This window comes from Serratia sp. ID 25-353, from assembly GCF_054792795.1.
This window is the reverse complement of the sequence record NZ_CM139236.1, coordinates 2,030,613-2,054,281: the sequence shown is the minus strand read 5'-3', so window position 1 is coordinate 2,054,281 and position 23,669 is coordinate 2,030,613. Positions and strand designations below refer to the sequence as shown.

The 23,669-nt window shown below is 61.0% G+C and carries 22 protein-coding genes; 7 read left to right on the top strand and 15 right to left on the bottom strand.

What is annotated here, in order from left to right:
* Window positions 1-7: 7 nt before the first annotated feature.
* The 3 genes from prc (at window position 8) to ACYF6X_RS09780 (ending at window position 4,190) form a co-directional block, all read left to right on the top strand.
* A complete protein-coding gene (gene prc / locus ACYF6X_RS09790) occupies window positions 8-2,056 on the top strand; it encodes a carboxy terminal-processing peptidase (RefSeq protein ID WP_033642845.1) in 2,049 nt (682 codons plus the stop codon).
* Between the two features lie 310 nt (window positions 2,057-2,366).
* Window positions 2,367-3,245 (top strand): protease HtpX, encoded by an 879-nt coding sequence (gene htpX / locus ACYF6X_RS09785; protein ID WP_033638291.1) that lies wholly within the window; start codon window positions 2,367-2,369, stop codon window positions 3,243-3,245.
* Between the two features lie 237 nt (window positions 3,246-3,482).
* Complete coding sequence (locus ACYF6X_RS09780) at window positions 3,483-4,190, top strand: hypothetical protein (RefSeq protein WP_130017966.1); 708 nt, start codon at window positions 3,483-3,485, stop codon at window positions 4,188-4,190.
* Window positions 4,191-4,290: 100 nt separating this feature from the next.
* On the opposite strand, the gene ACYF6X_RS09775 is transcribed toward ACYF6X_RS09780, so the two are convergent.
* Complete coding sequence (locus tag ACYF6X_RS09775) at window positions 4,291-5,685, bottom strand: MFS transporter (protein WP_063989663.1); 1,395 nt, start codon at window positions 5,683-5,685, stop codon at window positions 4,291-4,293.
* Between the two features lie 232 nt (window positions 5,686-5,917).
* Here ACYF6X_RS09775 and kdgR point away from each other — a divergent pair, with 232 nt between their 5' ends.
* Window positions 5,918-6,709 (top strand): DNA-binding transcriptional regulator KdgR, encoded by a 792-nt coding sequence (kdgR, locus tag ACYF6X_RS09770; protein WP_107226897.1) that lies wholly within the window; start codon window positions 5,918-5,920, stop codon window positions 6,707-6,709.
* Window positions 6,710-6,755: 46 nt separating this feature from the next.
* Here the strand turns inward: kdgR and ACYF6X_RS09765 are convergent, their stop codons facing one another.
* From ACYF6X_RS09765 to phnR, 5 genes are all read right to left on the bottom strand, one after another.
* Window positions 6,756-7,559 (bottom strand): ABC transporter permease, encoded by an 804-nt coding sequence (locus ACYF6X_RS09765; RefSeq protein ID WP_063989665.1) that lies wholly within the window; start codon window positions 7,557-7,559, stop codon window positions 6,756-6,758.
* A 2-nt stretch (window positions 7,560-7,561) separates the two neighbouring features.
* Window positions 7,562-8,425 (bottom strand): 2-aminoethylphosphonate ABC transporter permease subunit, encoded by an 864-nt coding sequence (gene phnU, locus ACYF6X_RS09760; RefSeq protein ID WP_130017967.1) that lies wholly within the window; start codon window positions 8,423-8,425, stop codon window positions 7,562-7,564.
* Between the two features lies 1 nt (window position 8,426).
* A complete protein-coding gene (gene phnT / locus ACYF6X_RS09755) occupies window positions 8,427-9,551 on the bottom strand; it encodes a 2-aminoethylphosphonate ABC transport system ATP-binding subunit PhnT (protein ID WP_242512555.1) in 1,125 nt (374 codons plus the stop codon).
* An 8-nt stretch (window positions 9,552-9,559) separates the two neighbouring features.
* On the bottom strand, window positions 9,560-10,570 hold the full coding sequence (locus tag ACYF6X_RS09750) for a 2-aminoethylphosphonate ABC transporter substrate-binding protein (RefSeq protein ID WP_130017969.1): 1,011 nt from the start codon (window positions 10,568-10,570) through the stop codon (window positions 9,560-9,562).
* Window positions 10,571-10,744: 174 nt separating this feature from the next.
* Window positions 10,745-11,464, bottom strand: a complete 720-nt coding sequence (gene phnR, locus ACYF6X_RS09745) for a phosphonate utilization transcriptional regulator PhnR (protein WP_130017970.1) — start codon at window positions 11,462-11,464, stop codon at window positions 10,745-10,747.
* 155 nt (window positions 11,465-11,619) lie between these two features.
* Between phnR and phnW the strand changes: the two genes are divergently transcribed.
* Both phnW and phnX read left to right on the top strand, forming a co-directional pair.
* Entirely contained in the window at window positions 11,620-12,723 is a 1,104-nt protein-coding gene (gene phnW / locus ACYF6X_RS09740; protein WP_130017971.1) for a 2-aminoethylphosphonate--pyruvate transaminase, read from the top strand.
* A 9-nt stretch (window positions 12,724-12,732) separates the two neighbouring features.
* Window positions 12,733-13,542 carry a phosphonoacetaldehyde hydrolase gene (gene phnX / locus ACYF6X_RS09735; RefSeq protein WP_130017972.1) on the top strand — a complete coding sequence of 270 codons (810 nt, stop codon included), beginning with the start codon at window positions 12,733-12,735 and terminating at the stop codon, window positions 13,540-13,542.
* A gap of 62 nt (window positions 13,543-13,604) precedes the next feature.
* Here phnX and ACYF6X_RS09730 read toward each other — a convergent pair whose 3' ends face one another.
* From ACYF6X_RS09730 to ACYF6X_RS09715, 4 genes are all read right to left on the bottom strand, one after another.
* Window positions 13,605-14,996: an L-cystine transporter gene (locus ACYF6X_RS09730; protein WP_063989670.1), complete on the bottom strand. Its 1,392-nt coding sequence runs from the start codon at window positions 14,994-14,996 to the stop codon at window positions 13,605-13,607.
* 181 nt (window positions 14,997-15,177) lie between these two features.
* Window positions 15,178-15,726, bottom strand: a complete 549-nt coding sequence (locus ACYF6X_RS09725) for a metal-dependent hydrolase (protein ID WP_004931456.1) — start codon at window positions 15,724-15,726, stop codon at window positions 15,178-15,180.
* Between the two features lie 425 nt (window positions 15,727-16,151).
* Window positions 16,152-16,817 (bottom strand): hexitol phosphatase HxpB, encoded by a 666-nt coding sequence (gene hxpB / locus ACYF6X_RS09720; RefSeq protein WP_049198577.1) that lies wholly within the window; start codon window positions 16,815-16,817, stop codon window positions 16,152-16,154.
* A 64-nt stretch (window positions 16,818-16,881) separates the two neighbouring features.
* Entirely contained in the window at window positions 16,882-18,162 is a 1,281-nt protein-coding gene (locus ACYF6X_RS09715; RefSeq protein ID WP_107226891.1) for an HdeD family acid-resistance protein, read from the bottom strand.
* 185 nt (window positions 18,163-18,347) lie between these two features.
* On the opposite strand from ACYF6X_RS09715, the gene ACYF6X_RS09710 reads away from it, so the two are divergent.
* Window positions 18,348-18,908 (top strand): YniB family protein, encoded by a 561-nt coding sequence (locus ACYF6X_RS09710; protein WP_063989672.1) that lies wholly within the window; start codon window positions 18,348-18,350, stop codon window positions 18,906-18,908.
* Window positions 18,909-18,943: 35 nt separating this feature from the next.
* Here the strand turns inward: ACYF6X_RS09710 and ACYF6X_RS09705 are convergent, their stop codons facing one another.
* The 5 genes from ACYF6X_RS09705 to ACYF6X_RS09685 form a co-directional block, all read right to left on the bottom strand.
* Window positions 18,944-19,813, bottom strand: coding sequence for a fructosamine kinase family protein (locus tag ACYF6X_RS09705; protein WP_004931452.1), 870 nt, complete (start codon window positions 19,811-19,813; stop codon window positions 18,944-18,946).
* Window positions 19,814-20,051: 238 nt separating this feature from the next.
* The gene (locus ACYF6X_RS09700) at window positions 20,052-20,906 is read right to left on the bottom strand and encodes a metal ABC transporter permease (protein WP_063989673.1); all 855 of its coding nucleotides are present in this window, start codon (window positions 20,904-20,906) and stop codon (window positions 20,052-20,054) included.
* Window positions 20,906-21,766 carry an iron/manganese ABC transporter permease subunit YfeC gene (gene yfeC, locus ACYF6X_RS09695; protein WP_063989674.1) on the bottom strand — a complete coding sequence of 287 codons (861 nt, stop codon included), beginning with the start codon at window positions 21,764-21,766 and terminating at the stop codon, window positions 20,906-20,908. Before yfeC ends, ACYF6X_RS09700 begins: the two co-directional genes overlap by 1 nt.
* On the bottom strand, window positions 21,766-22,656 hold the full coding sequence (locus ACYF6X_RS09690; protein ID WP_063989675.1) for a manganese/iron ABC transporter ATP-binding protein: 891 nt from the start codon (window positions 22,654-22,656) through the stop codon (window positions 21,766-21,768). The genes yfeC and ACYF6X_RS09690 overlap by 1 nt, the downstream gene beginning before the upstream one ends.
* Window positions 22,653-23,597, bottom strand: coding sequence for a metal ABC transporter substrate-binding protein (locus ACYF6X_RS09685; RefSeq protein WP_063989676.1), 945 nt, complete (start codon window positions 23,595-23,597; stop codon window positions 22,653-22,655). The genes ACYF6X_RS09690 and ACYF6X_RS09685 overlap by 4 nt, the downstream gene beginning before the upstream one ends.
* Between the last annotated feature and the right edge of the window lie 72 nt (window positions 23,598-23,669).

Here is a 23,669-nt window from a genome sequence, read left to right as displayed (position 1 = left end):
CCCAGGCATGAACAAATTCGTCAGATTAACAGCGATTGCAGGGCTGCTGTGGGCGGGTGTCAGTTACGGCGCGGAAACAGCCAACATTCGCATCGGTCAACTGCCCCAACTGCAACAGGAACCCCAGCACGCTACGGTGAGTGAGCGCGTCACCTCGCGCTTCACTCGCTCTCATTACCGCCAGTTCGCCCTCGACGCGGAGTTCTCAGGCAAGATCTTCGATCGCTACCTGAACATGCTGGACTACAACCATAACGTGTTGCTGGCCTCCGACGTGGCGCAGTTCGCCGGCAAACGCAATCAGGTTGGCGAAGAGCTGAAAACCGGCAAGCTGGACACCTTCTACGCGCTGTTCAATCTGGCGCAGAAACGCCGCTTTGAGCGTTACACCTATGCGTTGTCGTTGCTGGACAAGCCGATGAACTTCACCGGCAACGGCACTATCGATCTCGACCGCAGCAAAGCGCCGTGGCCGAAAGACAAGGCCGAGCTGGATAGCCTGTGGGATGCGAAAGTCACCTATGACGAGCTGAACCTCAAGCTGACCGGCAAGACCGACAAAGAAATCCGCGACACGCTGACCAAGCGCTATCAGTTCGCCATCAAGCGTCTGACGCAAAGCAACAGCGAAGACGTCTTCCAGCTGGCGATGAATGCCTTTGCGCATGAAATCGACCCGCATACCAACTACCTGTCTCCGCGCAACACCGAGCAGTTCAACACCGAGATGAGCCTGTCGCTGGAAGGCATCGGCGCAGTGCTGCAGATGGATGACGACTACACCCTGATCAACTCGATGGTGCCGGGCGGCCCGGCGGCGAAGAGCAAGGCGATCACCGTGGGCGATCGCATCGTCGGCGTCGGTCAGGCCGGCAAACCGATGGTGGACGTGATCGGCTGGCGCCTGGACGACGTGGTGTCGTTGATCAAAGGGCCGAAAGGCAGCAAGGTGCGCCTGGAGATCCTGCCGGCCGGCAAGGGTACCAAAACCCGTGTGGTCACCCTGACCCGCGAACGCATCCGCCTGGAAGACCGCGCGGTGAAAATGACCATCAAGACCGTCGGCAAAGAGAAGGTGGCGGTGTTCGATATCCCCGGCTTCTACGTCGGTCTGACCGATGACGTGAAAGTGCAGCTGCAGAAGATGGCGAAGCAGAACGTCAAGAGCGTGATCATCGATCTGCGCACCAACGGCGGCGGCGCGCTGACCGAAGCGGTGTCGCTGTCCGGCCTGTTCATTCCGAGCGGCCCGGTGGTGCAGGTGCGCGACAACAACGGCAAAGTACGTGAAGACGCCGACACCGATGGCGTGACCTACTACAAAGGCCCGCTGGTAGTGCTGGTCGATCGCTTCAGCGCCTCCGCCTCCGAGATCTTCGCGGCGGCGATGCAGGATTACGGTCGCGCGCTGATCGTCGGCGAACCGACCTTCGGTAAAGGCACCGTGCAGCAGTACCGTTCGCTGAACCGCATCTACGACCAGATGCTGCGCCCTGAGTGGCCGGCGCTGGGGTCGGTGCAGTACACCATTCAGAAGTTCTACCGCGTCAACGGCGGCAGCACTCAGCGCAAAGGGGTGACCCCGGACATTCTGATGCCGACCGGCGTCGATCCGGCGGAAACCGGCGAAGCGTTTGAAGACAACGCCATGCCGTGGGACAGCATCAATGCGGCGACCTACAGCAAGACCGGCGATATGGCGCCGTTCGAGCCGGAGCTGCTGAAAGATCACCAGCAACGCATCGCGCAGAATCCGGAGTTCCAGTACATCGCGCAGGATATCGCGCATTACAAGGCGCTGAAGGATAAACGCAACATCGTGTCCCTCAATCTGGCAGTGCGTGAGAAAGAGAACCACGATGATGATGCGACCCGTCTGAAACGCATCAACGAGCGCCTGGAACGCGCGGGCAAGAAGCCGCTGAAATCGCTCGACGATCTGCCGAAGGATTACCAGGAGCCGGATCCGTACCTGGATGAAACCGTGCATATCGCGCTGGACCTGGCTCATCTGGAAAAAGATCAGCCCGCTCAGCAGCCAACGCCGGCCAAATAAGGCCGCGTCCGGCAGAATGAAAAACGCACCCGAGGGTGCGTTTTTTTATGGCGATGCGAAGGCCGGCTTCTCTGCTGGGTGAGGGGATGTGGGCTTATGCAGCGCCTGACAAATTTAGGGTAAAAAACCCCTCCGCCTTGCGCAACAATCGTTTACAATTTGCCAAATCCCGGTCGCGCGTCGTTTTTGTAAAGTTTCGTATTTTTAGTAGGTTAATGACGCGCGACTCTTGAAACTGTGACGAATGCCCATACGATCTAGGGTATCTTAGACAGCGTTTTGTTAACATTTATGAGGAAGTAAACATTTTATGATGCGTATAGCTCTGTTCCTGCTCACCAACCTGGCGGTGATGTTGGTTTTCGGGCTGGTGCTCAGCCTGACAGGAATCCAATCCAGTAGCGTTCAGGGCCTGATGATCATGGCCGGTCTGTTCGGCTTCGGCGGCGCTTTCGTGTCGTTGCTGATGTCCAAGTGGATGGCGCTGCGCTCCGTCGGCGGAGAAGTGATTGAACAGCCGCGTAACGAAACCGAAAACTGGCTGCTGGAAACGGTGCGCCGTCAGTCGCAGCAGGCGGGCATCGCCATGCCGCAGGTCGCTATCTACCACGCGCCGGACATCAACGCCTTCGCCACCGGCGCACGCCGCGACGCCTCGCTGGTCGCCGTCAGCACCGGCCTGCTGCAGAGCATGAGCCGCGACGAAGCGGAAGCGGTCATCGCGCACGAAATCAGCCACGTCGCCAACGGCGATATGGTGACCATGACTCTGATTCAGGGCATCGTGAACACCTTTGTCATCTTCATTTCGCGCCTGATCGCGCAGGTGGCCGCCGGCTTCCTGGGCAACCGCGACGGCGAAGGGGAAGGCAACGGCAACCCGATGATTTACTTTGCGGTGTCGATGGTACTGGAACTGGTGTTCGGCATCCTGGCAAGCATCATCACCATGTGGTTCTCGCGTCACCGCGAGTTCTACGCCGACGCCGGTTCCGCCAAACTGGTGGGCCGCGAGAAGATGATCGCCGCCTTGCAGCGCCTGAAAACCAGCTATGAACCGCAGGAAGCGGGCAGCATGATGGCGTTCTGCATCAACGGTAAATCCAAGTCGTTCAGCGAGCTGTTCATGTCGCACCCGCCGCTCGATAAGCGCATCGAAGCGCTGCGTTCCGGCCAGTACCTGAAGTAATCGGCTGAATGAAATGAAAAACCCCGGCTCGCCGGGGTTTTTTTACGGCATGACGAAATCGCTTGTTCAGGAGGAGGTTGCTGATTCAATCGTTAGATTTCGCGATTTGAATACGGCCTTTCCGCCTCTCTCGGTACGCTAGCCGCTGCAGGCGACCATGCCTGACGCCTTCGCTTGCTTGGTTTGGGAAGCTCATGCTATATGCTTTGGCACCATAACGTCTGTCCCTGAGGCCCTATGAAAATCAACGTTCTTCCCTTGCTCGGCTGTGATGAGGCGCTGGCGCGCCTTACCATATTGGCGGGCGGCGTCGCCGATGCGTCTGCGGCGTTGTTAAACCGGAATGGTTACGATTCTGAACAGCCAGCTATACGCTGGCATTCAGGCGACCTGCACCTCCCATCGTTTTTCCCAGACGAGGACGATAGGCACGATTACGATTATCTGGTCGTAGAGGGAAATTTGATCGTAGAGGGGTGCATGGCGGTGTCACCCCAGCGGGAGGATGGCGGCATCATTGTGCTGGGGCGGCTGCAGTCGGATACGCTGATTTGTTTGGGCGAGCTGCTCGTGCGTGACGATGCCCGCATACGCCATGCCTATTGCAGCTCTGGAAACGACGGCGCGTTTGTGGTGGGGGGAAGTCTGGCCGTGCTCACCCTGGTAGAAACGGGGGAATTTATCCATGTACATGGCGATCTCGACGCGCGATGTATCGCCTCATTGCAGAACTTCGTTCAGGTTGACGGAGAGACGCGCTGCGACTGTCGAATCGACAGCGCGCAGTCCGCTGAACCGATCACGCGCATGTTCGCTTCATACCTGCTGAAGGCCTTTGAGGGGGAGGATAACGACGGCCAACACATTGTTGGCTGGTATCCGGATGACGATGCCTATTTACCGTGTTTGCAACAAGGCCGCAGCCCTTTGAGGAGCGGCGACTGACGCCAAGCGTATCACACCTGGCGCAGCGTGATTCAGGCCGGCCGCATTGCTGGAACCGCCGGCTTTAGAATCGATGGGGTTTCGGCTGTTTCTATGGCCGCTATTTCACCTCGCGGCTCGGCTGCGCCGTTTGCGACGTCGATTGGGTGATGCGCAGGCTGCTGACCGCCGCCGCCAGGGTGGCGAACACGCCGGCCAGGATCAGCGAAGCGTGGGTGCCGGAGGTGGGGAACAGGTTGAACATCAGCGCCACCAGCGCGGCCCCCGAGGTTTGCCCCAACAGGCGGGCGGTACCCAGCATGCCGCTGGCGCCGCCGCTGCGGTTGCGTGGCGCGGCGGAGATGATGGTGTGATTGTTGGGCGACTGGAACAGGCCGAAACCGGCGCCGCACAGCACCATGCGCCAGATGATGTCCCCATTTGACGGATCTGCAGGCAGCAGCGCCAGCGAGAACAGCCCGAGCGCGAACACCGCCAGCCCAATGCAGCCCAGCAGGCCGGCGTGCACGCGTTCCACCAGCCGGCCGGCGATCGGCGCCATCACCACGATCGCCAGCGGCCACGGCGTCAACAGCAGCCCGGTCGCCACTTCGTCGCGGCCCAATGCGCTTTGCAGGAAAAACGGTAGCGACACCATCGCCAGCATTTGCGCGGCGAACGAGCAGATTGAGGTGCCCATCGACAGGGCGAAAATGGGGATACGCAGCAGGTCGACCGGCAGCAGCGGAAATTCCTGACGCAGCTGGCGGCGCACGAACACCGCGCCAATCGCCAGCAGCGCGGCGATCTCGCTGAAGATCAGCGTCAGGCTCTGGCCCTGAGCGAAGCCGCTGATGGCGGTGATCAGCAGGCCGAAAGTCAACGCGTTCAGCACGGCGCTGGTGGGATCGAAACGGCGGTTATCGCTTTTTTGGCCGTTGGCCGGCAGGAATTTCATCCCCAGCAGCAGTGCGACGATACCGATCGGCAGGTTGATGGCGAACAGCCATTGCCAGGATGCGACCGACAGGATCGCCGCCGCCACCGTTGGCCCGGCCGCTGAGGAGCAAGCGACGATCAGCGAGTTGATGCCCATGCCGCGGCCGAGAAAACGCTGCGGGTAGATGATGCGGATCAGCGCGGTGTTGACGCTCATGATGGCGGCGGCGCCAAAGCCTTGCAGCACGCGGGCGATGGTCAGCGTGAGCAGCGAGTCGGACAGGGCGCAGAACAGCGAGGTGATGCTGAACACCAGCAGCCCGGCCTGATAGATGCGGCGATAGCCGATCAGATCGCCGAGCGACGCCAGCGACAGCAGAGACACGGTGATCGCCAACTGATAGGCGTTAACCACCCAAATGGAGCTGGCCGGGCTGGCGTTGAGATCGCGCGCGATGGTGGGCAGCGCCACGTTGGCTATCGCGCCATCGAGCACGGATACGGTAATGCCAAGGGCGATGGCGAGGATCGCCCCATAGCGTTGCGGGACGGGGAGGCCGTCGGAACAAGGACGCATGTGGGTCTCAGCGGTATTTATTCAGGGGGAGTATTATCATGCTAATCATATTTGCCCGTGATTGCATGCCTCTTGTCCGCTTAATTGTAAACGGCGGTGAGCGGAGCTGTGGTTATCCATTTGGCTTCAATCGCTTAGCGTTCGGCCGCGTTGCGCGCCGCGATCTGTTCCGATTATACTGAAACCCTTGTTTAAATTTCCTGAAACAAAACCGTTAAGTAGGGTATTCACCATGGCTAACGCAGATTCAGACAAGCAACCGGATGCTGTCTCATCCGTGATGAAAGTGTTCGGCATTTTGCAGGCGCTCGGCGATGAGCGCGAAATTGGCATTACCGAACTGTCCCAGCGGGTGATGATGTCCAAAAGCACCGTTTACCGCTTTTTGCAGACCATGAAAGCGCTGGGCTACGTCTCGCAGGAAGGCGAGACGGAAAAATACGCGCTGACGCTCAAGCTGTTCGAGCTGGGCGCCAAATCGCTGCAGAACGTCGATCTGATCCGCAGCGCTGACGTGCAGATGCGCGAGCTGTCGAACCGCACCCGCGAAACCATCCACCTCGGCGCCTTGGACGAGGACGGTATCGTCTATATCCACAAGATCGACGCGATGTACAACCTGCGCATGTATTCGCGTATCGGTCGCCGTAATCCGCTGCACAGCACCGCCATCGGTAAAGTGCTGCTGGCCTGGCGCGATCGGGATGAGGTGGCGCAGATCCTGTCGCAGATTGAATTTACCCGCAGCACCGAGCATACCCTGACCAGCGCCGCCGAACTGCTGCCGGTGCTGGAGCGGGTGCGTGAGCAGGGATACGGCGAAGATGCCGAGGAACAGGAAGTGGGGATCCGCTGCATCGCGGTGCCGGTGTTCGATCGGTTCGGGGTGGCGATCGCCGGGCTGAGCATTTCTTTCCCGACGCTGCGCTTTTCCGAAGCGGCGCGGGAGGAGTATGTGGCGCTGCTGCACGTCGCCGCCCGGCGCATCAGTGAACAGCAGGGCTATCACGACTACCCGTTCTGACCCTTCGCTTCGATGAACAAGGCGCTGCCATGGCAGCGCCTTTTTGCTATTTTGCGCCCGGCGTCAGCCGCTGCGCAATCCGCTCCAGCACTAACATCAGCAGCAACGTGGCCGCCACCAGGATCATGGTCAGCGTCGCGCCGTTGGCGATGCTGCCGCGATCGGTCAGGCTGAAGATAGTGACCGGCAGCGTCGCCCAGCTCGGTGGGTAGATCATCATGGTCGCACCCAGTTCACCCATTGACAGCGACAGGCTGAGAGCGAAGGCGGAGATCATATAGGGAGCGATCATCGGCAGGGTGACGTGACGCAGGCGAAACAACGGCGAAGCGCCCAGGCTGGCGGCGACGTTTTCGTAATCGCCAGGCAGCCGGGTCAGCCCGGCCATCACGTTGCCGAAGGTGAAGGCAGAAATCAGCACGAAGTGGGCGACGGGCACGATCAGGAAGGTGCCGTTCATCTGCAGCGTCCCCTGGCTGAACGCCACCAGCATCCCCAGACCGATAGAGACCGAAGGCACCGCGCTGGGAATGAAAAACAGCGTGCTCAGTAGCCGTTGGCCGCGCCCCTGATAGTGGCGCAGCGCCAGCGCCGCCCAGGTACCGCACAATAACGCGAACAGGCTGGCGCTGAAACCGATAGCCAGGCTGGCGACCAGCGCGTCCCAGGAGGCGCCGCTGAAGGCCTGACGGAAATGGCTGAGGGTGAAGCCGCTCGGCAGCACGCCGTTCCACTGTTCGCTCAGGCTGGACATCAGGATCACCGCCAACGGCAGGCAGAAGAACAGGGCGAACAGCGTGACCGCCAGCGTGCAGGTCAGGGTGCGGCCGGTGCGAGACCAAATCAACATCGTCAGTTCCTCTGCCCGGCGCGCGCCGCGGCGTAGCGGTAAAGGGAGAACAGCCCGAGCGACAGCGCGATATTCACGACGGCGATCGTGCAGGCGACGGCGTAATCCGATTCCAGAATCGCTTTGGCGTAGACCATCATCGGCAGCGTGGCGACCCCCTTGGCGCCGATAAACAGCACGATGCCGAATTCATTGGTGGTCAACAGCAAACACAGGCTGCCGCCGGCCAGCAAGGCCGGCAGCGCGGCGGGCAAAATCACCTGGCGCACCACGCGCCCCGGCCGGGCGCCGAGGATGCTGGCGGCTTCGAGCTGGCTGCGATCGATCTGCGAGAGCGCCGCCATCAGCGGGCGCATCACCAGCGGCGTAAACACGGTGATTTCCGCCAGGATCACGCCCCAGATGGAGTAAAGAAAGTCCACCGGCGGCAGAGTAAAACCGAAGGCCGCCATCAGCGTACCGTTCAGCAGGCCGGCGGAGCCGTAGATAAAGGTGAAGGCCAGCGTGATCAGGAAGGTCGGCATGGCGATAAAGGTATCGATCACCCGGGCGATCAGGCGGCTGCCGGGGAACAGCGTGAACACCAGCAGCAGGGACAGCAGGGTGCCGAGCACCAGGCAACCCAGCGTCGCCAGCAGCGCAATCTGCAGCGTGTTGAGCAGGGCGCCGACAAAGCGTCGGGATTCGAACACCTGTTGCAGCGCGGCGGCGCTGAACAGCCCCTGATCGTCGGTAAACGCCTGTTTGACGATCAGCGCCAGCGGATAGAAAAACAGCGTCGCCAGCACCAGCAGCGGCAGCAGGATCCACAGGCGGCGCGGCAAGCGCAGCCGCTGAGCTGGGCGAATAAACGTAGAGTCAGTCATGTCAGTCCTCGATCAGTACCGCGTCATCGGGGGCGAAATAGAGCGGCACGCGCTCGCCAATTTGCGGCATCCGGTTGCGATGGGTGGTGACCACGCGCAGCGGATGGCCTTGCGCGTCGAACTGCAGGTGCGTCAATTCCCCCTGCCAGTGAATATCGCGCAGTGTGCCGATGAGGCAGTTGCTGCGCTGGGCGTCGGCATCGAGCGCGATATGCTGCGGCCGAATACACAGCAGTTTGTCGAAACCGCGTTGTGCGCCATAGGTAAAGCAGCCGATCACTTTGCCGGCGCAGCTGACGGTGGTCATGCCTTGCCCGGTAGTGGTCTCCAGCGCGGTGGCCGGCAGCAGGTTGGCGCGGCCGAGGAACTCGGCGGCGAAGCGGTTCGTGGGATGATGGTACAGCGCGCGGGTCTCGCCGTGGGCGATCAGGTGGCCGTCGCGCATGATGCCAATCTTGTCCGCCAGCGTCAGCGCTTCGCCCTGATCGTGGGTGACGTACAGGATGGTCAGGTCAGGCAGCTCGCGGTGCAGGCGGGCGATCTCCTCCACCATGCTGTGGCGAATTTGCGCGTCCAGCGCCGACAGCGGTTCATCCAGCAGCAAGACTTTGGGGCGCACCGCGATGGCGCGGGCGATCGCCACGCGCTGCTGTTGGCCACCGGAGAGCTGGCTGGGATAGCGCTTGGCGTAGGCGGACATGCCGACGATGGCCAACGCCTCGTCGACGCGTTCGGCGGTGAGGCCGCGCGGCTTGCCCTGCGCGCGCAGGCCGAACGCCACATTGTCTTCGACGCGCATATGCGGAAACAGCGCGTAGTTCTGTACCACCATGCCCAGACCGCGCTCATAAGGCGGCACGTCGGTGACATCGACGTCACCGATGGCAATACGCCCGGCGGAGGGCTGCACGAAGCCGGCGATCGCCCGCAGCACGGTGGTTTTGCCCGAACCGGAGGGGCCGATCAGCGCCAGCACTTCGCCGGGGGCGATGGTGAGCGTCAGGGGTTTCAGCACCTCGGTGCCGCGGTACGCCACGCTGACGCGGTCGAGCTGAATGCCCGACGGCCCGGCGATGTCCTGGCTGCTATCCCGCGCCTCGGCGCGGGAAGAGAGGGTAGAAGGCATCGTCAGCGTCATTCGGTCACCTGGTGCCAGCGGGAGATATCGGCGGACAGGCTGCTCACCACCTGATTCCAGTCCGGCGCCCAGATGCCCACGCCTTTCAGCGCCGCCTGCGACTGCGTGAAGTTATCGTCGGTCGGGGTGACGTCCTTACGCACCGGCATGCCGTAGGAAATGGCGCTGACGCTGCTCTGCGCTTCTTTGCTCAACAGGAAGTCGATCAGCTTTTTGCCGTTGGCGCTTTGCGGCGCGCCTTGCACCAGGCCGACATAGTAAGGCAGCACCAGCGTGCTGCGCTTGCCGTCCGGCCCGGCCGGCCAGAACACCTTCACGTTCGGGTTGCTGCGCATCTGCGCCAGGTTCATCTGCAGATCGCCGTTGGCTACCAGCAGCTCGCCTTTATTGACCAGCGCGGTCAGCTTGCCGGTGGAGGCCGAAGGGCCGACGTTGTTGCTTTGCAGCTTGCCGAGGTAGTCGAAACCGGCGTCTTTGCTGCCGAAGCTGTGAAACGCCTGCAGCATCACTGCGGTGCCGTCACCCGCCTGGCCCGGCGTGGAGTACTGCAGCTTGTTGCGGAACTGCGCGTCCAGCAGCTGTTGATAGCTGGCGGGCGCCTGCGGCAACAGCTTGGCGTTATAGATGAAGCTCAGGTAGTTGTTCACCAGCGGCACGAACTGCGGCTGGGCGTCGGCGATCTGCGCCGCATCCTGCGGGGTGAAATCCTGCAGCAGTTTTTCCGCGGCGGCGCGCTGGATGAACGGCGGCAGCGTCACCAGTACGTCGGCCTGCGGGTTGCTGCGCTCTTTCGACAGCCGCTCGACGATGGCGCCGGAACCGCCTTCGACGTACTGCACCTTGATGCCGGTTGCCTGAGTGAAGGCGTCGAACTGGGTTTGATACCAGCTGTGATCGCCGTCGTGCAGCCCATCGGCGGAGTAGACGGTCACCACCGCGTCGGCGGCCCAGGCCGGCGCGGCGCCGAGTGCGATGGCAGTCATCACGACCAGACGAGAAAGTTTCATAGCTTCAGCCTCACTGTTGCGGGTTAATGCGAAACTGGTATACACCAGATATGCGGTCAAGCTAATCGGCGAATATGACAAACAAATGAAAGCGGCAAAATATATTTGCCGGCAACGAGGATTGGGCGTGGGAGAGAAAAGGGGGCGGCAGGTGCAGCCCCGTCATGCTGGGGGTTAAAGCGTATCGACTTCGATGCGCAGGCTGTCGTGGCGCCAGTATTCGATATCGAAATCGAGAATGCGGCCGTGCTGATCGTAATTCAACCGGCGCAGCAACAAGGTGGGCAGGCCGACCATGGCGCCGAGCGCGTTGGCGGCGCGGTAAGGCAGGGCCGTCGGATAGAACGACAGATGCATGTTGCTGTAAATCAACGCGTAATGCTGTTGATAGACCTCGGTCAGGCTGCCGTTGAGATCGTGGCTGAGCAGTTCCGGCACCCGCTGCGGCAGGCAGTGGTTTTCGCAATAGCAGATAGCGCGGCCGTCGGCGTAGCGCACGCGGCGTAGCAGATACACCTGATCGAACGGTTCGAGCGCCAGCGGCTGCATCACGTCGAGCGGCACCGTGGTTTTTTCGCCGGACAGCAGCGCGGTGCGCGGCGTGCGGCCCTGCTCCTGGCAGAGGCGGTGGAAGTTGGTGTTCTGCGTCGGATCCAGCCACAGCCGTTCCGGCGTGACGAACCAGCCGCGGCGATCGGCGCGGTAGATGGCGCCGGTGGCCTCCAGCTGCGCCAGGCTCTCGCGAATGGTGACGCGGGTGGTGGAGAAGATGGCGCACAGCTCGCGCTCCGAAGGCAGCTTGTCGCCCGCCTGCAGCGCGCCGCGGGTGATGCGCGCCTGAAGCTGATCCTTGATCTGCAGGTAGTGGGGCATATCGCCCTGATGTTCTTTCATTTCATCTCGCTATGGCATCGGCCCGACATTCCGGCACGCGCTTATTATACATAGCCAGATGAATTTTTTGTTTCACCGCGCTTTGTCGTTTGACCGGGGAAGGAATTTGCCGCCACAATGCCTGTAATCTGGTATAGACCAAATAGGTGAATAACATGTCCGATCGTAACTACCTGCTGTTGACCCCCGGCCCGTTGACCACGTCGAAAACGGTAAAACAGGCGATGCTGTTCGACAGCTGCACCTGGGATGAAGATTACAACCTGGGCGTGGTGCAGAGCATCCGCCAACGGTTGGTGGCGCTGGCGACGCCGTCCGCCGGCTACACCTCGGTGCTGCTGCAGGGCAGCGGCAGTTTTGCGGTGGAAGGCGTGCTGGGCACGGTCATCGGCCCACAGGATAAGCTGCTGATCGTCAACAACGGCGCCTACGGGGCGCGGATGATCGAAATGGCGCGGCTGATGGATATCGACCACCACGCTTTCGATTGCGGCGAGGTGAATGAGCCGGACGTGGCGGCGATGGAGGCGGTGCTGAAAAGCGATGCGCGTATCAGCCATATCGCCATGGTGCACTGCGAAACCACCACCGGCATGCTCAACCCGCTGCAGAAGGTCGCCGGCCTGGCGGCGCGCAACGGCAAGACCTTTATCGTCGATGCCATGAGCAGCTTCGGCGGCATCCCGCTGGATGTGGGCGCGCTGGGCATCGATTTTCTGATCAGCTCCGCCAACAAATGCATTCAGGGCGTGCCGGGCTTCGCTTTCGTCATCGCCCGCCGCAGCGAGCTGGAGAAATGCGCCGGCCGTTCACGCTCGCTGTCGCTGGATCTGTATGCCCAGTGGCGCTGTATGGAAGACCAGGCCGGCAAATGGCGTTTCACGTCGCCGACCCACACCGTGTTGGCCTTTGCGCAGGCGCTGAAAGAGCTGGAACAAGAGGGCGGCATTGCCGCGCGCCACCATCGATATCAAACCAATCAGCGGCGGCTGGTGGCGGGCATGCGCGACCTGGGCTTTGAGACTCTGCTCGATGAGGCGTTGCATTCGCCGATCATCACCGCGTTCTATTCGCCTAAGGCCGACACTTATCGCTTCGCCGAATTTTATCAGCGCCTGAAGCAGCAAGGGTTTGTGATCTATCCCGGCAAAGTGTCGCAGAGCGATTGCTTCCGTATCGGCAACATCGGGGAAATTTACCCGCAAGATATCGAACGTTTGCTGGCGGCCGTCGGGCAGGCGATGTACTGGAATCAATAAGGATTGACCATGAAACAGATCAACGCAGTGATCCTCGACTGGGCCGGCACCACGGTGGACTTCGGTTCCTTTGCGCCAACGCAGATTTTTGTCGAGGCGTTCAAGCAAACCTTCGATATCGACATCAGCCTGGCGGAAGCGCGTATTCCGATGGGGCTGGGCAAATGGCAGCACATCGAGGCGCTGGGCAAGCTGCCGGCGGTCGACGCGCGCTGGCGGCAGAAGCTGGGCCGCTCTATGAGCCATCAGGACATCGACGCGCTGTATCAGGCGTTTATGCCGCTGCAAATCGCCAAAGTGATCGACTTCGCCGATCCCATCGAGGGCGTGCCGCAGGTGATTGCCGGGCTGCGCGAACAGGGCATTAAAATCGGCTCCTGCTCCGGTTATCCGCGTGCGGTGATGGAGGTGCTGGTGCCCGCCGCCGCGCAGCGCGGCTACGCGCCGGATTACTGGGTTGCCACTGACGATCTCGCGGCCGGCGGGCGGCCAGGGCCGTGGATGGCACTGCAGAATGCGATCGCGCTGGGCATCGATGCGGTGGCGCACTGCGTGAAGGTGGATGACGCGGTGCCGGGCATTCATGAAGGGCTGAACGCCGGAATGTGGAGCGTCGGATTGGCGCTGTCCGGCAACGAGTTCGGCGCGACCTGGCAGGAGTATCGCCGGATGGCGGCGGCAGAGATCGAGCAGCGCCGCACGGCGGCCACCGATAAACTGTACGCGGCGGGCGCGCACTATGTGATAGACACGCTGGCGCACTTGCCGGGCGTGATTGCCGACATCAACCGGCGGCTGGCGAACGGCGAGCGGCCGTAACGACCGAACACGGGGCATAAAAAAACCGGGGATAATCCCCGGTTTTTCGTTTTGAGACGGCGTTAACGGTGAGCCAATTCGACTTCGTCTTCGCTGTCCATCACGGCTTTGTCGGTTTGTTTCATCAGCTGGCTGGTGATGGTGCCCGCCGCCATGGAGCCGTTGACGTTCAGCGCGGTACGGCCCATGTCGATCAGCGGTTCGACCGAAATCAGCAAGGCGACCAGCGTCACCGGCAGGCCCATCGCCGGCAGCACGATCAGCGCGGCGAAAGTGGCGCCGCCGCCCACGCCCGCCACGCCGGCGGAGCTGATGGTGACGATGCCGACCAGGGTGGCGATCCACACCGGATCCAGCGGGTTGATGCCGACGGTCGGCGCAACCATCACCGCCAGCATCGCCGGGTAGAGGCCCGCACAGCCGTTCTGGCCGATGGTGGCGCCGAACGACGCCGAGAAGCTGGCGATGGATTCCGGCACGCCCAGGCGGCGGGTCTGCGCTTCCACGTTTAATGGAATGCTGGCGGCGCTCGAGCGGCTGGTGAAGGCGAAGGTGATCACCGGCCACACCTTGCGGAAGAACTTCATCGGGTTAACGCCGGTGAAGGCCAGCAGCACAGCGTGCACCACGAACATGATGGCCAGACCGATGTATGAGGCCACCACGAAGCTGCCGAGTTTGACGATGTCGTGAATGTTGGAACCGGCGACCACTTTGGTCATCAGCGCCAGCACGCCGTACGGCGTCAGTTTCATGACCAGGCGCACCAGCTTCATCACCCAGGCCTGCAGGGTGTCGATAGCCACCAGCACGCGCTCGCCTTTCGGCTTGTCGTCTTTCAGCAGCTGCAGCGACGCCACGCCGAGGAAGGTGGCGAAAATCACCACGCTAATGATAGACGTCGGGCTGGCCCCGGTCAGATCGGCGAACGGGTTTTTCGGAATGAACGACAGCACCATCTGCGGCACGGTCAGGTCGGCCAGTTTACCCACGTAGTTGGTCTGGATCGCCGTCAGGCGCGCGCTTTCCTGCGCGCCCTGCACCAGGCCTTCGGCGGTCAGGCCGAACAGGTTGGTGACCAGCACGCCCACCAGCGCCGAGATCAGCGTGGTGAACAGCAGCGTACCGATAGTCAGGACGCTGATTTTGCCCAGAGAAGAGGCGTTGTGCAGCTTGGCCACCGCGCTCAGGATCGAGGCGAACACCAGCGGCATGACGATCATTTGCAGCAGTTGCACATAGCCGTTGCCGACGATGTTGAACCAGCTGATGGATTCTTTCAGTACCGGGTTGTCGGCGCCGTACACCAGCTGCAGGCCCAGGCCGAACACCACGCCGACCACCAGGCCGACCAGCACTTTTTTCGCCAGGCTCCATTGCTTGTGGCGGGTTTGCGCCAACAGCAACAGGAGCGCGACAAACACCAGCACGTTAATCACGAGCGGAAGATTCATCCCCAATGTCTCCAATAATCTTTCTTATAAAAACGACTACGCATCACGTATGTCGCGATGTAAATATCGTAACAGTTTGCCGAGTGGCCTACTTATATCCAAATGGAATTTGATATAGCTTTTTGTGTGTTTTTGTTCGTTTTATATACATGGAGGTGATGGGTTGAGCGGGTTTTTGTGATCAGAGTCTGATATTTCTGATTTGCTCGACATAGGATTGCACCGGCAGGGTGAAATCACCTTGCCAACAGATGGCAAACGCCACCAGGCACAGACACAGCACGCGCTCGAGCTGATTGCCTTTTTGCGAGTTGAGCAGCGGCAGGCGAAAACGCCAGCGGCATGGCCACAGCAGCGGAACGCCGGCGGGAGTGAGCATATCGGCCAGCAGATGGCTGAAGTAACCGATGATCATGGCGTGCAGCGCGTCGGCCGGGATCGGCCAGCTGCGCGGCACGTCCAGCTGGAACAGCGCCATGCCGCCGGCGATCGCCAGCAGGCTGTGGGTGAAACCGCGGTGGCCGAAGGCGCGGGCGATGGGCAGGGCAATCCAGCGCAGACGCTGACCCAACACCGATTTGGGGTGATCGATATCCGGCAGCAGTGAGGTCAGCAGCGCGGCGGGTATGATGTGCCACCAGTCGCCGGTAGCCAGCTCTGGCGTCACTTCCGCCTTCTTGGCGAAGATCGCGCAAGCGACAGAGAATATAAGGTGTCCTTCCGCGGTCATGCTGTTGCGATTCCGGCTGGTAAACTGTTAATTTATCCAGTATATGGGAAAATTCCCAGTAGTGGAAGCAGTTACCCTGTAACCAATTGTTTATTTTCCCCGGTTTTACAACGGCTTGTTACGGCAATGCGTAACAAATCATCGATTTCGACGGGTGAGAATAAAAAGCGGGCGATAGGCGGTGCAGAACGGAGAGAAACGAAGGCGGTTTTCAGTGTGCGGCGGCGGGAGGAAGCGGCGGCCGCGAAGAGCGCTGCGTGGCAGTGACAACGCTACGCGGGCCGTCGCTTTCTCTGCCGCCCAGCATAATAACAACAGCATGCCAATTCAATAATAATGAAACGCTGTTTCGTTTGTTTTGCAGCGCGGATCCCTTTTATGCCGTAGAGCCGTAAAGCCAGGGCGCCGGTGGCCGACGCCGCAGGTCAGGCAAAATGGGCGGGGGTGAGCTGTTCCAGGGTCTCCAACTGGTGGTCCGCCAACGCCCAGCGCGGATCGTGGCGGTATTCGGCGGCCGGGATCACGATGGAACGCATGCGCGCGGCCTTGGTGGCGATCATGCCGTTAAAGGAGTCTTCCAGCGTGATGCAGCGCAGCGGATCGCTGCCCAGCCGTTCGGCGGCGATCAGGTAGACCTCCGGGTGCGGTTTGCTGTACGGCAGGTATTCGGCGGAAACCAGCTGATCGAAGTAGCCCTCAAGATCGAACATCTTCAGCACCTGCTGTTGCATGTGCAGCGGCGAGGCGGAGGCGAGGCCGATATTCAGCCCCTGCTCGCGGCATAGCTCCAGCGCCTGGCGGACGCCCGGCAGCAGCGGGCGTGTCTCGTGCACCAGCTCGATGGCGCGCTCGATAATCCGCGCCGACACCTCATCGAGCGAAACCCCTTGCCATGGCATCGCCTGGTACCACATCTTCACCACCAGATCGATGCGCAGCCCCAGGGTGTCCGGCAGTTTGTGGCGATCGGACAGATCCAGACCCAACGCGCCGAAGATATCCAGCTCGGCCTGCAGCCACAGCGGTTCCGAATCGATCAACAAGCCGTCCATATCAAAAATTGCGGTTTCAATGCGTTGCGAATAAGCCATTAACGGTTAACTCCTGCCGGCGCGGGTGAATGTGCCCGATACTCTATCATCGCCGGTGGCGAGACTAAAATCTTTGCCTGCGCGTTTGGCTTTTGCCAAAGCGAAGGATATTCCACATCTCGCGCAACTTTAGCCACCAGCGTTGGTGTTGACGCTCGGTGACCTGTTGCAACATGCGCGCATAGTCCAGTACCAACCCCGGCGTCCAGGTCATGCTTTCGCCACGGCTGCGCAGTACCGCCAGCATCCACAGGTTGGGATCCAGCACCAGTAACAGAAAACGGCGCCACAGATGTTTATCGCCCAGCACGCCCTCCAGCGCACTGTCGAGCGCGCCGATGACCGTGGTGGAACAGTTGCGCCGGGTCAGGTTGTAAGTTGCGTCCTGCCGATACCGCAACCAGAATGCGCGCAGCGCCACCGGGTTATAGCGATAGAACTGAATTTTCTTGTCCGGGGGGCACCAGGCGGCGATCTCGCCCGACAGGTCGGGCAGGAAACGTCCGTCGACGTTGTTCTGTTCGCCGGCATGCAACAACTGGCGGAAATCCTGAACGGAATGGCTGATGTCGTTGAGGGGGTAGTGACTGATATACACATCCGGCGCAAGCGCCAGGGCGGCATGACCGGTGGAGATATTGCCACCGTCGTCGACCGCCGCGATGTATCGGTCGACGATGTAACGCCGACGCGGATCTTTAGCCGCACCAATCGGTGTCCAGACATACACCGTGAGCGGCGCAGCCTCATCCGCCGGGTGCGGAGGCTGCCGGGTTGGGTGCTGATTCAGAGAAAAGCTTGTCAGTCTCCGGGCGATACGCAATAAAGCCCAGCCGGAAAGCACCATCATTACACCGAGGCAAAAGGGCACCGTCATCCGATGCGGCGCCGGCCAGCCGACAAAAATCATCAACGAAAGCAGGATCTCGCCGCCGCCCGCCAGCGCCACGGTTTTCCATCGGCTGTGTTGAATCACCGTAGAGGAGGCGATGCGCACGGCGCCGTCGAGCAGCAGCGCGCTGCCAAACACCACGGTGGCGACGATGTTATCGTCTGCGGGCACGTCCAACATTAAAAAGGCCATAAACACGAAGCCCAGCCCCTTAAGCAGCACCGGCCGGCTGGCCGAAGAGCCGATCACCAGCGCGGCGGATATCGCCACCAGCCCCTCCAGCGCCAGGATGATCGCCAGCGCATCCAGCGCCAGTACGGACCGGCCATCCTGCAGGATGTCGAACAGCATCAGCGCCCCTGCGGCTATCCACAGCCAACCGAACAGCACCAGCAGGCGGCGCTGGCCGTGCAGCGCCTGCGCGCCCAGCAATAAGATAATCAGTCGAATCATGACGGCCTCTGACTTAACGGATAACGTTATCTCTTCAATGATAGTGCGCGAACGTCGTTAAGCAGTTGATTTCGGCGAATTCGGCTAAGCTTGTAGCACAGCGGGAATGAAGAAAACGGTGGGCGAGTTTCGCCAACTGCAGGTAGACTTAGCCGATTCGGTTACGTCGCTAACAAGGGGAACACATGACGTATCAACAGGCCGGGCGTATCGCCATTTTGAAACGCATTCTGGGATGGGTAGTTTTTATTCCGGCGTTGCTGTCGACGCTGATTTCCGTGCTGGGCTTTGTCTATCAACACAGTGAAAAAACCAAGGGCATCAACGCGGTGATGCTGGATTTTGTCCATGTGATGGTGGACATGGTGCGTTTCAATACGCCGTTCCTGAATCTTTTCTGGTACAACTCGCCGGTGCCTGATGTGGATAAAAGCCTGTTCAGCGGCGCCAATCTGATGTTCATCATCATCTACATACTGATCTTCGTCGGGCTGGCGCTGCAGGCTTCCGGCGCGCGCATGTCGCGCCAGGTCAAGTTCATCCGCGAAGGGTTGGAAGACCAGATGATCCTGGAGCAGGCCAAGGGCAGCGAAGGACACACGCGCCAGCAGCTGGAGGCGCGCATCACGCTGCCACACCACACCATCTTCCTGCAGTATTTCCCGCTGTATATCCTGCCGATCGTGATTGCGGTGATCGCCTGGTTCGTGATCCGCCTGTTGGGGCAATTGGCCGGCGCGGCCTGAGCCATGAACGGGGCGCCGAGCGGCGCCCCGGAACGTTACGACGCCTCGGGTTGCAACAGCGCTTCCACCGCGCGTTGCGCAGCCACCAGATGCTGGCCGCCGAACAGGTTGCTGCGGTTGAGCAGGTAGTACAGCTGATACAGCGGCTGGCGCTCGATAAACCCGGCACCCAGCGGCCACACGCTCTGATAGCCGTCGTAGATCTGCGGCGGCAGTTCCGGATACAGCGGCAGCATCGCCAAATCGCACTCTCGGTCGCCCCAGTAACTGGCCGGGTCGAACAGAATCGGCCCGTGGGCGGTCATCGCGCAGTTGCCCGGCCACAGGTTGCCGTGCAGCAGGGAAGGCTGCGGCTGGTGGTGCTGCAAGCGCAGATACACCCGATCGACGATGTCGTCGATGTCACCGAAGGTCATGCCTTTCTCCGCCGCCAGCTGCAGCTGCCAGCCGATGCGCTGCTCAGCGAAGAATTCCGACCAGCGGCGCTGCCAGGCATTGGGTTGCGGGGTGGTGGTCAGATCGCTGTCGAAGTCGAGACCGAACTGCGGTTGCTCGCTCCACTGGTGCAGGTGCGCCAGCTGCTGGCCCAGGCAGTAGGCGCCGTGGGCGTCGAGGGGTTTCAGCTGCTGATACTCCAGCAGCAGGAAGCTGTAGTCGCGATCGCTGCCGACGCCGTACACTTCCGGCACCCGCACGCTTTTGCTGCGCGCCAGCAACGCCAGCTGATCGGCCTCGGCGGTGAATATCGGCAGTTGTTCACGGGCGTCGCATTTCACGAACACTTCGTTGTCACCGTAACTCACGCGCCACGCCGGGTGAATGTCGCCCCCGGGCAGTTCAATCCTTTCGCGTATCTCTGCGCTGCCAAGATGTTCACTTAACAGACGGCTAACGGCTTGCCACATGGTATTTCCCCCTCTGTGCTGCCTGATAATTCATTAGGTTAGCGTCTTTCCCGTGGTGAAAACACGACGCGGCGCACAGCCGGCGTCAAAGGTGGCGATTTTTTCAGCGCCTCGCCAGCTCAAAGTATATACCCTATTGATTAATTTAAGCGCAATACCGGTTGCAACTTGATGACAACGGATAAGCGAGCAGGGGAAACAGGATGCGGCGGTGATCACCGCCGCATCAGAGGGGCGCTTAACTGCCGCTCAGGGCGGTTTGGTTACGCTGTAACGGACGCAATTTACTGTACAACAAAGCGATAACGAACAGCACGGCTTGCACAATGACGATGCAGGGCCCGGTGGCGCCGTCGATGTGGAAACTGATCAGGGTGCCGAGCACGCAAGAGAACACCGACACCACCGTCGCCACCATCAGCATGCGATCGAAGCGGCGGCACAGCATAAAGGCGATGATGCCAGGGGCGATCAGCATAGCGATCACCAGGATCACCCCCACGGCCTGCAGCGAGGCGACGATGGTCATCGCCAGCAGGCACAGCAGCCCGTAGTGCAGCAGCTTGACCGGCAGGCCAATCACCCGCGCATGATGCGGATCGAAGCAGTACAGCATGAAGTCTTTGCGCTTGAGCAGCACCACCGCCAGGGTGATGCCGGCGATCAGCAGGGTTTGCTTCAGCTCGCCGTCGGTAATGCCCAGCATGTTGCCGAACAGAATGTGGCTCAGGTGCTGGTCGGTGTCGATGCGCGAGAACAGCACCAGGCCGAAGGCGAACATGCCGGAAAAGACGATGCCCATCACCGTGTCTTCTTTTACCCGGCTGTTCTCTTTCAGGTAGCCGGTGGCTACCGCGCAAAAGATGCCGGAGAGGAACGCGCCGATCGCCAGCGGGATGCCGACCACGAACGCCACCACGATGCCGGGCAGCACCGCGTGCGAGATGGCGTCGCCCATCAGCGACCACCCTTTGAGCACCAGATAACAGGAGAGCACGGCGCACACTACGCCGGTGACGATGGCGGCGACGATCGCCCGCTGCATGAACGGGTAGGCGAAGGGTTCGCTGAGCAGTTGGTAGAGCGTGTCCATCAGCGGCCTCCGGTTTGTGACTGTGCTACGCGACGTTTTGCCGCCAGCAGGCCGTGTTTCGGCGCGAAGAAGAACGCCGCCAGGAACACCAGCGTTTGCAGGGTGACGATCACGCCCCCGGTGGCGCCGTCGAGGAAGAAGCTCAGGTAGGCGCCGACGCCGCTGGTCAACGCGCCGATGATGATGGCGATGATCACCAGCCGGCTGAAACGGTCGGTCAGCAGGTAGGCGGTGGCGCCCGGGGTGATCACCATGGCGATCACCAGAATGGCGCCGACGGTTTGCAGCGCGGCGACGGTGCAGGCGCTGAGCAGGGTGAAGAACAGGATCTTAAGCCGCAGCGGCGACAGGCCGATCGACACTGCGTGGCTTTCGTCGAAGAACACCGCCAGCAGATCTTTCCATACCAGGCACAGGATCAGCAGCGAAACGCCGATGATGATTTCCACCTGCAGCACGTCTTCGTCGGCGATGCCGAGGATATTGCCGAAGATGATCGACTGTACGTTGACCGAGGTGGGGTTGAGCGACACGATCAGCAGGCCGACGGCGAAGAAGGTGGAGAAGATAAAGCCGATGATGGCGTCTTCGCGCAGCCGGGTGATATGGCGCACCAGCGTCATCGCCAGCGCCGCCAGCATACCGGTGAAGAAGGCGCCGGCGGCGTAGGGTAGGCCGAGGGCGTAGGCGCCGGCCACGCCGGGCACCACCGAGTGCGACAGCGCATCGCCCATCAGCGACCACCCTTTCAACATCAGGTAGGCGGACAGGAACGCGCAGGCGGCGCCGACGATGGCGCTGACCCAGATGGCCTTCACCATATAGTTGTAACTGAAAGGTTGCAGCAGAAGGTCCAGCATCAGGATTGTTTCTCCCTGGCCTGGCTGTTGGCTGGCGGATCGCTCTTGGTATGGCCGTAGAACACCGCCGGGCGCTCATCGTCGGTCAACACCGTAACGGTGCGCGGATCGTTGTCGTCGTGCAGATCCGGACCGGAGAGGTTAATATGGCGCAGCACGCCGCCGAATGCCTGCTCCAGGTTGCTCTGGGTGAAGGTGGTCTCGGTCGGGCCGGCGGCCAGCACTGTGCGATTGATGAGGATCACCCGATCGCAAAACTCCGGCACGCTGCCGAGGTTGTGGGTGGAGACCAGAATCAAATGCCCCTCGTCGCGCAATGCGCGCAGCAGCTCGATAATGGCATTCTCAGTTTTCACATCCACGCCGGTGAACGGTTCATCCAGCAGCAGCACGGTGCCCTGTTGCGCCAGCGCACGCGCCAGGAACACGCGCTTCTTCTGGCCACCGGACAGCTCGCCGATCTGCCGGCTGCGCAGCTCGCTCAGGCCGACGCGTTCCAGCGCCTTGTCGACCCGCAACCGATCCTCGCGCGAAGGAATGCGCAGGAAATTCATCTTGCCGTAGCGGCCCATCATCACCACGTCTTCCACCAGCACCGGGAAGTTCCAATCGACGTCTTCGGTCTGTGGCACGTACGCGATCAGGTTCTTTTTCAGCGCGTCCGCCACCGGTTTGTCGCTGAGCGACACCCGGCCGGCGGTGGGCCTGACCAGGCCCATGATGCTTTTGAACAACGTTGATTTACCGCTGCCGTTGACGCCGACCAGCGCGCAGATCGAACCGCCGCCCAGGGTAAAGCTGGCGTTGTGAATGGCAGTGTGTCCGTTGTTGTAGGTCACGGTGACGTCGTCCACGTTCAATTCAGGGCGGACAAACGGTTCATGGGTCATTGATCGAATCCTTTGGCGATGGTTTGCACGGTGGTGTTAAGCAGGTCGATATAGGTCGGCACCGGGCCGTCGCGGGTGGACAGCGAATCCACGTACAGCACGCCGCCGTATTTGGCGCCGGTTTCTTTCGCCACCTGCTTGGCCGGCTTGTCGGAAATGGTGCTCTCGCTGAACACCACCGGAATATGGTGGGCGCGCACCGCGTCGATCACCCGGCGCACCTGCTGCGGCGAACCTTGCTCATCGGCGTTGATCGGCCACAGATAAACCTCTTTCAGCTGATAGTCCTGCGCCAGGTAGCTGAAGGCGCCTTCGCTGGTCACCAGCCAACGCTGTGCGGCCGGAATGCGCGCCAGGCGTTCGCGCAGCGGGGCGTCCAGCGCGCCGATTTTCTCTGCGTAGGCTTTGGCGTTGCGGTTATAAGTTTCCGCATGGGCCGGATCGTGCTCCACCAGCGCTTTGCGAATGTTCTCGATGTACACCAGCGCGTTGCTTGGCGACATCCAGGCATGCGGGTTCGGGTTGCCGTTATACGGCCCTTCGCGGATCGGCAGCGGGGTGATGCCTTCGGTCACGACCGCCGCCGGCACCTGTTTGATGTTCTCGAAGAAGCGCTGGAACCAACGTTCCAGGTTCATGCCGTTCCACAGGATCAGGTCGGCGTGCTGCGCTTTGACGATGTCGCGCGGAGTCGGTTGATAGTCGTGGATCTCGGCGCCCGGCTTGGTGATGGATTCCACCACGGCGGCATCACCCGCCACGTTCTGGGCAATGTCCTGAATGATGGTAAAGGTCGTCACCACGCGCAGCTTTTTTTCCGCCAGCGCGTTTTGGCTGACCAAGGCGGCGCCGAGCAGCAGACAGGCGAGCGTGAAAGGGCGTAACAGTGCGGCAGCGCGGGAAGGACGACTGCGACGAAAAGCACAACTTATCAATGGCATGATGACGTCTCCTGGTTCAAATGAAAATGATTATCAATATCAATTGAAGCGAAGTCAAGCGTCACTTGCCCA